A 12464-nucleotide genomic window follows, 5' to 3' on the forward strand; every position below is an offset into this window, starting at 1 on the left:
GTCATGAAAAAGACGAAAATTGTTTGTACTATCGGCCCGAAAACCGAATCCGAAGAGATGCTGAGCAAAATGCTGGACGCCGGCATGAACGTGATGCGTCTGAACTTTTCCCACGGTGACTACGCGGAGCACGGTCAGCGTATCCAGAACTTGCGCAACGTGATGAGCAAGACCGGTAAAAAAGCGGCGATCCTGCTCGATACCAAAGGTCCGGAAATCCGTACCATCAAACTGGAAGGCGGTAACGACGTCTCTCTGAAAGCGGGCCAGACCTTCACCTTCACCACCGACAAATCCGTTGTCGGTAACAGCGAAATCGTTGCGGTAACCTATGAAGGCTTCACCAGCGATCTGTCCGTGGGTAACACCGTGCTGGTCGACGATGGTCTGATCGGTATGGAAGTGACCGCTATCGAAGGTAACAAAGTTATCTGTAAAGTGCTGAACAACGGCGACCTGGGCGAAAACAAAGGCGTTAACCTGCCGGGCGTTTCTATCGCGCTGCCGGCTCTGGCTGAGAAAGACAAACAGGACCTGATCTTCGGCTGCGAACAGGGCGTTGACTTCGTTGCGGCGTCCTTCATCCGTAAGCGTTCCGACGTGGTTGAAATTCGTGAGCACCTGAAAGCCCACGGTGGCGAGAAGATCCAGATCATCTCCAAAATCGAAAACCAGGAAGGCCTGAACAACTTCGACGAAATCCTCGAAGCGTCTGACGGCATCATGGTTGCACGTGGCGACCTGGGCGTTGAAATCCCGGTTGAAGAAGTGATCTTCGCGCAGAAGATGATGATCGAGAAATGTGTTCGCGCGCGTAAAGTGGTTATCACCGCTACGCAGATGCTGGACTCCATGATCAAAAACCCACGCCCTACCCGCGCTGAAGCAGGCGACGTGGCGAACGCCATCCTCGACGGTACCGATGCAGTGATGCTGTCCGGTGAATCCGCGAAAGGGAAATACCCACTGGAAGCGGTTGGCATCATGGCGACCATCTGCGAACGTACAGACCGCGTGATGACCAGCCGTCTGGACTTCAACAACGACAGCCGCAAGCTGCGCATCACCGAAGCAGTATGCCGCGGTGCGGTAGAAACCGCTGAGAAACTGGAAGCGCCACTGATTGTGGTTGCGACCCAGGGCGGCAAATCTGCGCGCGCAGTGCGTAAATACTTCCCGGATGCCACCATCCTGGCCCTGACCACCAACGAAACCACCGCACGTCAACTGGTGCTGAGCAAAGGCGTGGTTGCGCACCTGGTCAAAGAGATCGCCTCTACTGACGATTTCTACATTCAGGGTAAAGCAATGGCTCTGGAAAGCGGTCTGGCGCAGAAAGGCGACGTTGTTGTGATGGTTTCTGGTGCACTGGTACCAAGCGGAACAACCAACACTGCCTCCGTTCACGTGCTGTAATAATTCACGAACGAATTAAATTTGATAAAAAGCGCCCAATGGGCGCTTTTTTTATTAGCGGTATTAGCCAAATTCATTCAAAAAGCAAATCGGGTTTTTCTATTTAAATGCGATTTATCTAAGATGAATCCGATGAAAAATGCCTTTTTTTACATAGCTTTTTACTCAAAACGCACTGATTCGATGCTTCTTTGAGCGAACGATCAAAAATAGGCGTATTCCCATCAAAAAAATATTCTCAACCCAAAAAAGTTTGTGTAATACTTGTAACGCTACATGGAGATTAACTCAATCTAGAGGGTATTAATAATGAATCGTACTAAACTGGTACTGGGCGCGGTAATCCTGGGTTCTACTCTGCTGGCTGGTTGCTCCAGCAACGCTAAAATCGATCAGCTGTCTTCTGACGTTCAGACTCTGAACGCTAAAGTTGACCAGCTGAGCAACGACGTGAATGCAATGCGTTCCGACGTTCAGGCTGCTAAAGACGACGCAGCTCGCGCTAACCAGCGTCTGGACAACCAGGCTACTAAATACCGTAAGTAATAGTACCTGTTAATAAAATGGCGCACATTGTGCGCCATTTTTTTTGCCTGCGTCAAACCCCTACTGCGTTACCTTCTCCCCTTCCTCTTCTGCTACCGCAGCAGACACCCGGCTGTTCTGCACTGACAACACGCTGTTGCTGGCCGAGGGCCCGCTACCCGCGGATACAACCACCGGGATCCCCGCACGGCGCGCCAGCGCTTTATCAATAAGCGCTTTATCGCTTCCGGACTGAGAAACAAAGGCGGCAAAGTCTGCGGAGTGCGTAATGGGCGAAATTTGCGGGTTCTCGCCTTCCACCTGCGCCAGCGGACGGTGGACCTCAATATAGCGCTTGCCGTCCGGCTCAACCGAGAATTTGACCGGCTCATTGATAATTTGTACCCGCGTGCCAACCCGCACCTGCTCAAACAGGGCTTTAATATCCGGGGCGTTCATTCGCATACAGCCGGAACTGACGCGCAGGCCTACGCTGTCCGGCGCGCTGGTGCCGTGAATAAGATATTCCCCATTACCAATACCCAGACGCAGTGCGTAACGCCCCAGCGGGTTATTTGGGCCGGCTGGTACAACCGGAGGCAATTTAATTCCCTGGGCCAGGGAACGCGCTCGGATGCCCGCCGTTGGCGTCCAGGTTGGATTAGGTATTTTTTGGCTGACGCGGGTAGTGCTTACCGGCGTTTCCAGCCCCAGCTGTCCGATGCCGAGCGGGAATACATGGACAATATTTTCTCCCGGCGGGAAGTAGTAGAGCCGAAGCTCGGCCAGGTTCACCACAATGCCCTCGCGGGGCGTATCCGGCAGCAGCATCTGCGACGGAATGGTGATAACGGTACCCGGCGCCGGGTTTACCGGCGCAATGGTATTGTTCGTTTCAAGGATCACCTGCGCCGCGGTATTAAACCGACGGGCGATGGTCTGAAGCTTATTATCCCCTTCCTGTATCGTGTAGGTTTGATTTTGCCCAATCAGGCGGCTCCCTGCGGGCGGCAACGGATAGTCCATCGCGCGGGCCGAATTAAACGTACCGAGCGAACTGAGGAGTAATAGAGTTATTAGAGACGCGCGCTTCATGCTGAGATTCCTTATTCACTGGCAGGACGCCAGAAAGCTGAAAAACCAGCGAGGCGGGAACCACCTCGCGAAACAGAATGAATGCTGTTCTGTAAGTCTAGCTAAGGATTGCAGCTTTGGCGCGAATGGCGCGAATCATTGCTTCCAGCCCCTGGGAGCGGGACGGGGTGAGGTGTTGGGTCAGGGCCATTTTTTCAAACCACGGGCGGACATCGAACGCGACAATATCCTGCGCCGACATCCGGTGGTAAAGAATAAAGACGACCGCAATCAGCCCTTTTACAATGGCCGCATCGCTATCGCCGTGCAGTGCGATTGTGCCGTCATCAGACTGCTCCATCACGATCCACACCTGGCTCTGGCAGCCCTGAATAATGTTTTCCGGGTTATGCGCCTCTTCTCCGAGCGGCGGCAGACGCTGCCCCAGCTCGATGATGTAAAGGTACTTCTCTTCCCAGTTTGCACAACGCCCAAAGTTGCGCAGCAATTTGTCTCTGTCCGGCAGTTCTGCCATCTTTTGCCTCTTCTTAGCCCAACAGCTGGTGAATGCGCTTAAGCCCCGCCACCAGCCTGTCGACCTCTTCCATTGTGTTATACATCACCAGCGACGCGCGGCACATTGCCGGAACCTGGTAAAAGGCCATCAGCGGCATGGCGCAGTGGTGCCCGGTCCGGACGGCCACGCCGTAGTTATCGAGGAAGCTGCCCACGTCATAGGCGTGGTGTTTCCCCAGGTTAAACGCAATTACGCCCTGCCGGTCAGCCGGGCCATACAGGGTCAGATCCGGCACGCTGGCAAGCTCCTGCAGCGCGTAGTGCATCAGCAGCTGTTCGTACTCCTGGATGGCGTCCAGGCCGATTGCGGAGACGTAAGACACCGCCGCCCCCAGGCCAATAATCCCGCCGGTATTGGGGGTGCCCGCCTCGAAACGCCACGGCGCTCGGGCGTAGGTCGTCCCTTCCGTTAGGCTGACGGTGGCGATCATCGATCCGCCCCCTTCCCACGGCGGCATCGCCTGCAGGATGTCCTCTTTCACATACAGCACGCCGATCCCGGTCGGCCCATAGAGCTTATGCCCGGAAAATACGTAGAAATCGCAGTCCAGCGCCTGCACGTCCACCGCGTGGTGCATCACCGCCTGCGCGCCGTCAATCAGCACCTTCGCGCCGGCCTGATGGGCTTTTGCGATAATCTCTGCCACCGGGTTTTCGGTGCCCAGCACGTTAGAGACCTGGGTGACCGCCACCAGCCGCGTCCTGTCGTCCAGCAGGGCGTCAAGCTGCTCAAGCTGCAGCGTGCCGTCTTCGTTCAACGGAACGACCCGCAGCTGCGCGCCGACACGCTCGCAGAGCATCTGCCATGGCACAATATTGGCGTGGTGCTCCATCTGGGTGATGATGATGTTATCCCCCGTGCGCACCTGGGCGTTGCCCCAGCTGTTGGCGACAAGATTAATCCCCTCGGTGGTGCCGCGCACAAACACCAGCTCTTCCGGCAGGCGCGCATTGAGGAAGGCTGCAATTTGCGTGCGCACGTTTTCCATGCGCTGGGTCGCCTCGGCGCTCAGGGTATGAATACCGCGATGCACGGCGGCGTAGCCGTGGCGGTAAAACTCGGCTTCCGCATCCACCACCTGATTCGGCTTCTGCGCGCTGGCCGCGCTGTCGAGATACGCCAGCGGCAGGCCGTTCACTTCACGGGTCAGAACCGGGAAATCGGCCCGCACTTTTTCTACGGGAAAACTCATGCTTCGCCTCCGGGCAGACGCTGACCAATGCGGGCCAGCACCTGCTGCTTCAATACGCCATCGTGCAGCGCTTCCGTAAGCTCCGCCGCAAAGGCGTAGATGATCATTTTCTGCGCCGCCTGCCGGTCGATGCCGCGCGAGCGCAGGTAGAACATTTGCTCATCGTCGATCCGCCCGACCGTCGCGCCGTGGCTGCATTTTACGTCGTCGGCGTAGATCTCCAGCTGCGGCTTGGTGTCAACTTCCGCCAGGCGCCCCAGCAGCAGATTGTTGTTGGTCATCTGCCCGTCGGTTTTGATGGCGTGCTGGGCCACGTTAATCAGGCCGTTAAACACCGCCCGCCCTTTATCGCTGACGATGGTTTTGTGCAGCTGGCGGCTGTTGCAGTAGCCTTTGTTGTGCTCAAGCCAGGTGCGCGTGTCGCACACTTCTGATTTGACCGGCATCGCCAGGCTGTTGATGCGCAGCGTAGTGTTCTCACCGTTAAGCTGCGTGCTGGTGTTGTGGCGCAGCACCGCGCCGCCGAGCAGAAAGCTATGGCTGTACGCCGCGGCATCCTGGCCCAGCAGGATATCGTTATGGGCAAAATGGTGGCTCTGCGGATTCTCAAACGCCAGCTTAATGTGGTGAAGCTGCGCATTCGCGGCGACGTTCATCGTCAGCCGCGACCCGGTAAAGTGGCGGGTTTCGTTGAGGCTGACGTAGTGTTCAATCACCGTGGCCTCTGCCCCCTCCGCCAGCTCAAGGTGGTGGCGATAGTGCGCGGTGTTGATCTCATCGCCCTCCACGCCCTGCGTGATGTGCATCAGAAGCAGCGGTTTTGCCGGGCGCTGGTTACGCTTCACGCGGATATGCGTCACGCTGCGGGCCAGGCTCTCGGTCAGGTGGAGAAATACTTCCGACTGAACCGGGGCGCTCAGGGACTGGCGATCGTCGTTTATCTCAATCTCAAATCCGCTCCCCTGAAGCGCGTCGCTCAGCTCGGGACGGAACGCACCGTCGACAAACACCAGGCGCACGGCATCCACGTTTACGGCCAGCGCGTCACGCTGCGCAGGCGCGAGATCCGCCAGACGCGTCACAAACTCGCCTTTCATCAGGCCGTCGAGCGGGGTGTACTTCCAGTTCTCATGCTTACGCGTCGGCAGGCCGAGACGCAGCATCTGCTGCAGGTGCTGCTGCGCCTGCTCGGAGCGCGTATGCCCCTGCTCCTCAAACAGCCTGTGCCACTGCTGGAGCGCATTACTGCTGTTCGGTAAGCCAGCCATAGCCCTGCTCCTCCAGTTGTTTAACCAGCGTGAAATCACCGGATTTCACAATACGTCCCTGGTAAAGCACGTGGACGTAGTCCGGCTTGATGTAGTCCAGAATGCGCTGGTAGTGGGTGACGATAATGAACGAACGCTTGCCGTCGCGCAGGGCGTTCACCCCGTCGGCGACAATCTTCAGGGCGTCGATATCCAGACCGGAGTCCGTCTCATCCAGAATGCACAGCTCGGGCTCCAGCACCGCCATCTGCAGGATGTCGTTACGCTTTTTCTCACCGCCGGAGAAGCCAACGTTGACCGAGCGGGTCAGCAGGTCTTCCGGCATTTTGAGCAGCTTGATCTTCTCTTCCATCAGGTCCTGGAAGTCAAAGCGGTCCAGCGCCTCCTGGCCGCGATACTTGCGCACCGCATTCAGCGCCGTCTGGAGGAAGAACTGGTTGCTGACGCCCGGAATTTCCACCGGGTACTGGAAGGCCATAAAGATGCCCTCACCCGCGCGGTCTTCCGGCGACATCTCCAGCAGATCTTTGCCGTTGAATTCGACCGAGCCGCCAGTCACTTCGTAATCTTCGCGTCCCGCCAGCGTCGCTGAAAGCGTACTTTTCCCGGAGCCGTTCGGCCCCATGATGGCGTGAACTTCACCCGGCTTGACGTCAAAATTGAGACCGCGCAGGATGTCTTTCTCTTCCACGCTAACCTGTAAATCTTTAATGCTTAACATGTGCTTTCCTTAACCGACGCTGTGTTCAAGACTAATGGCGAGGAGTTTTTGTGCTTCAACGGCGAATTCCAGCGGCAGTTCAGAGAACACGTCCTTACAGAAGCCGTTCACAATCATCGAAATGGCATCTTCTTCGCTGATGCCGCGCTGCAGGCAGTAGAAGAGCTGATCTTCCCCGATACGCGACGTGGTCGCCTCGTGCTCAAGCTGAGCCGTGTTGTTGCGACACTCCACGTACGGGAAGGTATGCGCCCCGCAGTCGGCACCGATCAGCATCGAATCACACTGGGTGAAGTTACGCGCGTTGGTGGCCGTCGGCATGATTTTCACCAGCCCGCGATAGCTGTTCTGGCTGTGCCCGGCGGAGATCCCCTTCGAGATGATGGTGGATTTGGTGTTTTTCCCGATGTGGATCATCTTGGTGCCGGTATCGGCCTGCTGGTGCCCGCTGGTCAGCGCCACCGAGTAAAACTCACCGATGGAGTTATCCCCGCGCAGAATACAGCTCGGGTATTTCCAGGTGATGGCGGAGCCGGTTTCCGACTGCGTCCAGGACATTTTGCTGTTTTCGCCTTCGCACAGCGCGCGCTTGGTGACGAAGTTCAGGATCCCGCCGGTGTTGCCGTCGCCGGGGAACCAGTTCTGCACCGTGGAGTATTTCACCTCGGCGTCTTTGTGGATGATGACCTCTACCACCGCCGCGTGCAGCTGATAGCTGTCGCGCACCGGTGCGGAACACCCTTCGATATAGCTGACGTAGCTGCCTTCGTCCGCCACCAGAATGGTGCGTTCAAACTGGCCGGTTTTTTCGGCGTTGATGCGGAAATAGGTGGAGAGCTCCATCGGGCAGCGCACGCCTTTCGGCACGTAGATAAAAGTGCCGTCAGAGGCTACCGCGGCATTCAGCGCGGCGAAGAAGTTATCGTTGCTCGGTACCACGGTGCCGATGTACTTCTTCACCAGCTCGGGATGGTCATGAATGGCTTCGCCAAAGGAACAGAAAATGATCCCCTGCTCGGCCAGCTTTTCACGGTAGGTGGTCGCCACCGAGACGGAGTCAAAAATGGCGTCCACCGCCACCTCTTTCCCCTCGCGCACGGGCACGCCCAGCTGGTTAAACGCCTCTTCTACCTCTTTGCTCAGGAAGCTGTTCTCGGCGCCGGTCTGCTGGACCGCGCCGGGCTGCGAGGCGCAGGTGTCGTCACAGCTGCCGCAGGATGGCGCGGAGTAATAGCTGTAATCCTGATAGTTCAGCTTGTCGTAGTGGGCTTTCAGCCAGTGCGGCTCTTCCATCTCCAGCCAGGCGCGGAAGGCGCTCAGGCGGAATTCGAGCATCCACTCTGGCTCGTTACGTTTGGCCGAAATGGCGCGCACGACATCTTCATTAATGCCTTTCGCCAGCTCGTCGGTCTGCAGCTGCGTGAAGAACCCCTCTTTATAGTTGAGGTGTCCGCCGCTCCAGGTGTTTACATCACTCGTTGCTTCAGTATTACGAGACATAGTACCGCCTATACCCCAAAGCTTTCGCCGCAGCCGCATTCGTTCTGGGCTTTCGGGTTATGAAATTTGAATAACTGGTTTAAACCTTCCCGCACGTAATCCACTTCGGTTCCGTCGATAAACGGCATAGCCTGCAGCGCGACGTACAGCCTTGCGCCGTCAGTTTCAAACACCAGGTCATCTTTTTCCGGTGCGGTGACGGTATCCAGCACGTAGCCAAAGCCCGCGCAGCCGGTCTGCTTTACGCCTAAGCGTACGCCGAGGATCTCGGGCTTTTTCGCCACCAGCGCGTGGATATGCGCCGCCGCCGCAGGCGTGAGCGTTAATCCGCGCCAGGCAAAATCGGCAGGATTGAAGGTTTCTGAATGCAGTTCCATAGGTCCACCTCATCTGATTAGCCATCAGGGCATAACACCATGTTAGTGATAACGATTATCACTTCAACCCTCTGTCAGCAGGGGCATTCGGCTAAACCGCCCTTTTTGTCTACTTTTATTAAGCATAGACCCTGTCAGAAGATGCGGGCGGGATGGATTTAATTCTTCAATGCTTTGAAAATTAATGGATTATCTAACGGAGAAAATAGCGAAGAGAGGAAAAGTAAAATATGCATCGGAAATGCCTATTTTTGAGATAGCTTTTGTTCTGGAAGTGACTAAAACAAAAAAAGGCCCTCAAGGCCTCTGATTATTATTGATGAAATGAAACGGTAAAACCCTGCTCACGCCAGTGATCGAGCTGTTCCTGCTGACGCGGTGTTGGCGTTTTTCCCGTCCAGACGAAGATTTTTTGCCCCGGGAAGAGTTCAGGACGCGGGGAATCAATCGGGTCCGCCAGTACGTCAATATGCCAGCCTTGCTGCGCCAGCCGCGCGGCTTCAAGCCACAGATGGGTACGGTCATCGCATTCCCAGCCGATAAGCAACGCATCTTTACCCGCTTTCTTGCGCGACTCCGCCAGGCTTAGAACCGCGAATTCAATCAGGATACCGTCAAGCATGCTCGCCATGTGGCGTACCGTATTTTGATCCTGATTCATTCGCTGACGGACGGGGGAAATGATGTTATCAATCAGCGCATCCATGGCGTGATTGCGGCGGAATTCGCCGATTTTGGCACGCAGCTTTGCCGGGCTGGCATAACGCAGAACGGTCATCATCTCTTCCTGGAACGAAACCCAGTTGCCCTGAGTCAGGACTTCTTTGTTTTCCAGCAAGGCTTTTACTTTTCCGACCGAAACGCCGCTTTTCATCAGGCGCTTGATCTCTTCAATACGCAGGATATCTTCATCGTCAAACTGACGATGACCCCCTTCGCTGCGCTGCGGCTTCAACAATCCATAACGTCGCTGCCAGGCACGCAGCGTAACGGGGTTGATACCGCATCGTTCGGCCACTTCGCCGATACTGTAATAGGCCATTAACTCCCTCACGCTCAGAACTTCCATACCTAACTACACCAACCTTATCAGATTGTACAAACCATTTGTATAACTAAGACCGCAATTTGCCCAGGTGAAAGGGGTCGTTCTCCCTTCACCTGTTAATACATTGTTGTCTAAAATTTGCTTCTCGTACAGCTAAGTCTGCCGAATTCTGTACAGCTTTATCAGAAATCGAATTTTTTCTCCGGCCATGCAATCGCCGGAATTCCGCCATGCCGGGGGCTGGCAAAGAGATGGCCCTGGAACTGGGAAATGCCCGCAGATTCCAGCCACATCCACTCTTCTGCCTTCTCCACGCCGACCGCGCAGAACTGAATTTCAAGCGAGGCACAGCATTTGATAATCGCCTGAATGATGGCCTGTCGAGGGCCACTTTTGTGCACGTTCGCGACGAGATCGCGATTAATCTTAATTCTGTCGGGCTGGAATTGGGCCAGTAGCTGTAGTCCCGCAAAACCGGCACCAAAGTGGTCGATCGTCACGCTGATGCCCGCACTTTTTAGCTGTCTGACTGAATCCGTGAACTCGTCAAAACGGGAAATGGCTTCACTTTCAGTAAACTCCACCACAATTTGCTCAGGGACAAAACCGTTTGCTTCAATCGCGGTGAGCAGGAAATCTACGGCGTTAGGAATGTTAACCAGCGTCATAGGCAGCAGGTTGAGAGATAACGTCTGGTTCTGTAACCCGAGCGCGCTGGCCATTGAGAGTGCCACCTGCTTGCTGTGCAAATCAGAGGTATACACGTCGTCACGCGGCAGATTGGCGAAGTAAACTTCCGGTGCGCCGCCGTCAGGCGTGCGGAGAAGCGCCTCCCAGGAGACGACCCGCTGCATAAACGGATCGACTATCGGCTGGAAGGCAAAGCTGCAATCCGCTCCTTTCGCGACCACCTCGGGTTGCGCTGACAACCGCGTTTCTTCGCGAACGAACTCCCAGGAATCCGCAGGCGGCAGTTCAAAATAGTTAGCTTTTTCCGTGGCCTCGACAAAGGTACGGAAAAACTGCAGCGGACGGTCGTTGTAGGTCAGCTGATAGCGTGTGGTTCCCTTGTTCAGCACCTGTTGCAGCACCTCGCTTCTGTCGAACTGGCGCAAATCAAAAAGCTCCATGCCCACCTTGCCAAAACGCCGAACTGGCCCGTGATCCCGCATCAGCTCTACCACGTTGTGGTGGCGCGGGTCGTTACAGATCTCCTCATAAATAGCAGATACATGATCAACTGGCCCCTCAAGCAACTGAAAAAAATGTGTGCCGTTAAACAGCAAGATCCCCGTGACGTTGGCTTGCCGGTTTTTACTATTTGCAGCAGCGACCATAGCTTCCAGCGCTTTCACTGGAACGTCCTCGCAGATATGACTGCGGTAAATGATGGTTGTAAGCATGCGATTCCTGGGGGGTTAAGGGTTTTGGCCACAAAAACAAGTGGAGAGACTTCTCTTATAGCACATTAATTGCCTCACAAATAATTTACATCTCAATCATTTACTGCCGTTAATGGCACGCTCAAAAGCGTTGTACAACTTAACAGCGACCATGCAATTTGTACAATATATTCTGTAGCATTACCGTTCCGTGAACAACAAATAACTCACTGATAAATATGTTATTTATAAAATATATCCTGATTTTATTAAAAATCTGTACATTTTTCATGTACAGATTTAGAAAATGTGTATACCTTAAATGTAACGTTACTGATTACAAAATTTTACAGGAGCGAAACATGCAGCAGAAAGGTTACGTCGCAGATTCCGCAGCAGCGATCGCACAGTACTTCGAAAAAGCCACGCTTCCTACTCAACAGGAAACGCTGGGTCAGGTCGTTGTTGAGATCCTTAGCGACGGGCGAAATCTCAATCGCAAATCGCTCTGTACCAAACTGTTAAGTCGCCTTGAAAGGGCCGAGGGCCCAGAAGAGGAACAGCATTACCACATGCTGCTTGGCCTGCTCTTCGAACGATAACGTGATGAACAGCAGTGACGCGGACAAACTGACCGATCAGTTGATAGGCGAAGCCGTTCTTTCTCTGTTGAGAGAGCGTGGCCCCGTTACAACTGAAGCTCTGGTTCAGCGTCTGCGGCATATGAAAGCACATGAAAAGAATCCCCGGCGGCGGGAGACACTGGCGAAGGCGATTGCCGATATCGGATCAAAAAGCCTCGGATTAAAACGTCGCAGAACCGCGCAAGGACGAATGAGCAGAGAGGGACCTCTCAATGATAACAGAGGCAATGTAGTGTCGTTGTTTGGAAAGGGAAAACCGTCCGATCCCAAAAAAATACATTGACTGCATTTTAACAGCTACGGTGAGACCAAATGAGACAAAATATTCAGCTGCAACCCGAATACCATTCTGCTTTTTTAGAAAGCGCGCTGGCGGAATATTTCCGTCACGCAGGCGATCGTTTTGCTGAAGAGTCTGCTGTTTTTTCTACTGCAGTACGCTGTGTTCTGGCCTCTGAAGGTCATATTTCTAACAAAGCGATCATCCTCTGGCTCATTCAGACGCTGGAAGCGACCAGCGACGTTGTTCAGGCGGATGTTATTCGTAAGACGCTTGAAATCGTTGTGGGCTACACCATGGATGACGTTTAAACGCCCTGCCATTCAGCACTCATGTCATCGTCAGAACTGACGAAGATTCTGACGATGACATCCCCCTCTCTTCATAACCCCCTGTAAAATAAGCGCTATAAAAATGGCATGGTTTCTGCTTACTCCCTGTTACGGGACTGGGGTTACCA

The 12464-nt window shown here is 54.6% G+C and carries 14 protein-coding genes; 5 read left to right on the top strand and 9 right to left on the bottom strand.

The genetic code is table 11. The annotated features are described in order from the left end of the window. Nucleotides 1-3: 3 nt before the first annotated feature. Nucleotides 4-1416, top strand: a complete 1413-nt coding sequence (pykF, locus tag OSH03_RS02780; RefSeq protein ID WP_014883536.1) for a pyruvate kinase PykF — start codon at nucleotides 4-6, stop codon at nucleotides 1414-1416. 309 nt (nucleotides 1417-1725) lie between these two features. Further along, nucleotides 1726-1962 (top strand): murein lipoprotein Lpp, encoded by a 237-nt coding sequence (lpp, locus tag OSH03_RS02785; protein ID WP_001082307.1) that lies wholly within the window; start codon nucleotides 1726-1728, stop codon nucleotides 1960-1962. 60 nt (nucleotides 1963-2022) lie between these two features. On the opposite strand, the gene ldtE is transcribed toward lpp, so the two are convergent. From ldtE to OSH03_RS02830, 9 genes are all read right to left on the bottom strand, one after another. Continuing rightward, nucleotides 2023-3036, bottom strand: a complete 1014-nt coding sequence (gene ldtE, locus OSH03_RS02790) for a L,D-transpeptidase LdtE (protein WP_266178214.1) — start codon at nucleotides 3034-3036, stop codon at nucleotides 2023-2025. Between the two features lie 97 nt (nucleotides 3037-3133). Continuing rightward, entirely contained in the window at nucleotides 3134-3550 is a 417-nt protein-coding gene (sufE, locus tag OSH03_RS02795) for a cysteine desulfuration protein SufE (protein WP_028012869.1), read from the bottom strand. Between the two features lie 13 nt (nucleotides 3551-3563). Further along, nucleotides 3564-4784, bottom strand: coding sequence for a cysteine desulfurase SufS (gene sufS / locus OSH03_RS02800; protein WP_266178215.1), 1221 nt, complete (start codon nucleotides 4782-4784; stop codon nucleotides 3564-3566). Beyond that, the gene (gene sufD / locus OSH03_RS02805; protein ID WP_266178216.1) at nucleotides 4781-6052 is read right to left on the bottom strand and encodes a Fe-S cluster assembly protein SufD; all 1272 of its coding nucleotides are present in this window, start codon (nucleotides 6050-6052) and stop codon (nucleotides 4781-4783) included. Before sufD ends, sufS begins: the two co-directional genes overlap by 4 nt. Continuing rightward, nucleotides 6027-6773 (bottom strand): Fe-S cluster assembly ATPase SufC, encoded by a 747-nt coding sequence (gene sufC / locus OSH03_RS02810; RefSeq protein WP_116340441.1) that lies wholly within the window; start codon nucleotides 6771-6773, stop codon nucleotides 6027-6029. The genes sufD and sufC overlap by 26 nt, the downstream gene beginning before the upstream one ends. A gap of 9 nt (nucleotides 6774-6782) precedes the next feature. Further along, nucleotides 6783-8273: a Fe-S cluster assembly protein SufB gene (sufB, locus tag OSH03_RS02815; protein ID WP_032657798.1), complete on the bottom strand. Its 1491-nt coding sequence runs from the start codon at nucleotides 8271-8273 to the stop codon at nucleotides 6783-6785. An 8-nt stretch (nucleotides 8274-8281) separates the two neighbouring features. Further along, entirely contained in the window at nucleotides 8282-8650 is a 369-nt protein-coding gene (sufA, locus tag OSH03_RS02820) for a Fe-S cluster assembly scaffold SufA (RefSeq protein WP_266178217.1), read from the bottom strand. A gap of 313 nt (nucleotides 8651-8963) precedes the next feature. Further along, nucleotides 8964-9692 carry a MerR family transcriptional regulator gene (locus OSH03_RS02825; protein WP_266178218.1) on the bottom strand — a complete coding sequence of 243 codons (729 nt, stop codon included), beginning with the start codon at nucleotides 9690-9692 and terminating at the stop codon, nucleotides 8964-8966. 188 nt (nucleotides 9693-9880) lie between these two features. After that, nucleotides 9881-11101 carry a diguanylate phosphodiesterase gene (locus OSH03_RS02830; RefSeq protein ID WP_266178219.1) on the bottom strand — a complete coding sequence of 407 codons (1221 nt, stop codon included), beginning with the start codon at nucleotides 11099-11101 and terminating at the stop codon, nucleotides 9881-9883. Nucleotides 11102-11442: 341 nt separating this feature from the next. On the opposite strand from OSH03_RS02830, the gene ycgZ reads away from it, so the two are divergent. From ycgZ to OSH03_RS02845, 3 genes are read left to right on the top strand one after another with little or no spacing between them, the layout of a single operon-like run. Continuing rightward, nucleotides 11443-11682: a regulatory protein YcgZ gene (ycgZ, locus tag OSH03_RS02835; protein ID WP_028012861.1), complete on the top strand. Its 240-nt coding sequence runs from the start codon at nucleotides 11443-11445 to the stop codon at nucleotides 11680-11682. Nucleotides 11683-11686: 4 nt separating this feature from the next. Further along, the gene (locus tag OSH03_RS02840) at nucleotides 11687-12007 is read left to right on the top strand and encodes a hypothetical protein (RefSeq protein WP_266178220.1); all 321 of its coding nucleotides are present in this window, start codon (nucleotides 11687-11689) and stop codon (nucleotides 12005-12007) included. Between the two features lie 29 nt (nucleotides 12008-12036). After that, nucleotides 12037-12315 (top strand): biofilm/acid-resistance regulator YmgB/AriR, encoded by a 279-nt coding sequence (locus OSH03_RS02845; protein WP_266178221.1) that lies wholly within the window; start codon nucleotides 12037-12039, stop codon nucleotides 12313-12315. Nucleotides 12316-12464: the final 149 nt, after the last annotated feature.

Source organism: Enterobacter nematophilus (assembly GCF_026344075.1).
Lineage (GTDB): Bacteria > Pseudomonadota > Gammaproteobacteria > Enterobacterales > Enterobacteriaceae > Enterobacter > Enterobacter nematophilus.

What these genes read in the sequence shown, in the direction of transcription:
- pykF (WP_014883536.1), top strand. Translation starts at nt 4, where the DNA reads ATGAAAAAGACGAAAATTGTTTGTACTATCGGCCCGAAAACCGAATCC.
- lpp (WP_001082307.1), top strand. Translation starts at nt 1,726, where the DNA reads ATGAATCGTACTAAACTGGTACTGGGCGCGGTAATCCTGGGTTCTACT.
- ldtE (WP_266178214.1), bottom strand. Translation starts at nt 3,036, where the DNA reads ATGAAGCGCGCGTCTCTAATAACTCTATTACTCCTCAGTTCGCTCGGT.
- sufE (WP_028012869.1), bottom strand. Translation starts at nt 3,550, where the DNA reads ATGGCAGAACTGCCGGACAGAGACAAATTGCTGCGCAACTTTGGGCGT.
- sufS (WP_266178215.1), bottom strand. Translation starts at nt 4,784, where the DNA reads ATGAGTTTTCCCGTAGAAAAAGTGCGGGCCGATTTCCCGGTTCTGACC.
- sufD (WP_266178216.1), bottom strand. Translation starts at nt 6,052, where the DNA reads ATGGCTGGCTTACCGAACAGCAGTAATGCGCTCCAGCAGTGGCACAGG.
- sufC (WP_116340441.1), bottom strand. Translation starts at nt 6,773, where the DNA reads ATGTTAAGCATTAAAGATTTACAGGTTAGCGTGGAAGAGAAAGACATC.
- sufB (WP_032657798.1), bottom strand. Translation starts at nt 8,273, where the DNA reads ATGTCTCGTAATACTGAAGCAACGAGTGATGTAAACACCTGGAGCGGC.
- sufA (WP_266178217.1), bottom strand. Translation starts at nt 8,650, where the DNA reads ATGGAACTGCATTCAGAAACCTTCAATCCTGCCGATTTTGCCTGGCGC.
- OSH03_RS02825 (WP_266178218.1), bottom strand. Translation starts at nt 9,692, where the DNA reads ATGGCCTATTACAGTATCGGCGAAGTGGCCGAACGATGCGGTATCAAC.
- OSH03_RS02830 (WP_266178219.1), bottom strand. Translation starts at nt 11,101, where the DNA reads ATGCTTACAACCATCATTTACCGCAGTCATATCTGCGAGGACGTTCCA.
- ycgZ (WP_028012861.1), top strand. Translation starts at nt 11,443, where the DNA reads ATGCAGCAGAAAGGTTACGTCGCAGATTCCGCAGCAGCGATCGCACAG.
- OSH03_RS02840 (WP_266178220.1), top strand. Translation starts at nt 11,687, where the DNA reads ATGAACAGCAGTGACGCGGACAAACTGACCGATCAGTTGATAGGCGAA.
- OSH03_RS02845 (WP_266178221.1), top strand. Translation starts at nt 12,037, where the DNA reads ATGAGACAAAATATTCAGCTGCAACCCGAATACCATTCTGCTTTTTTA.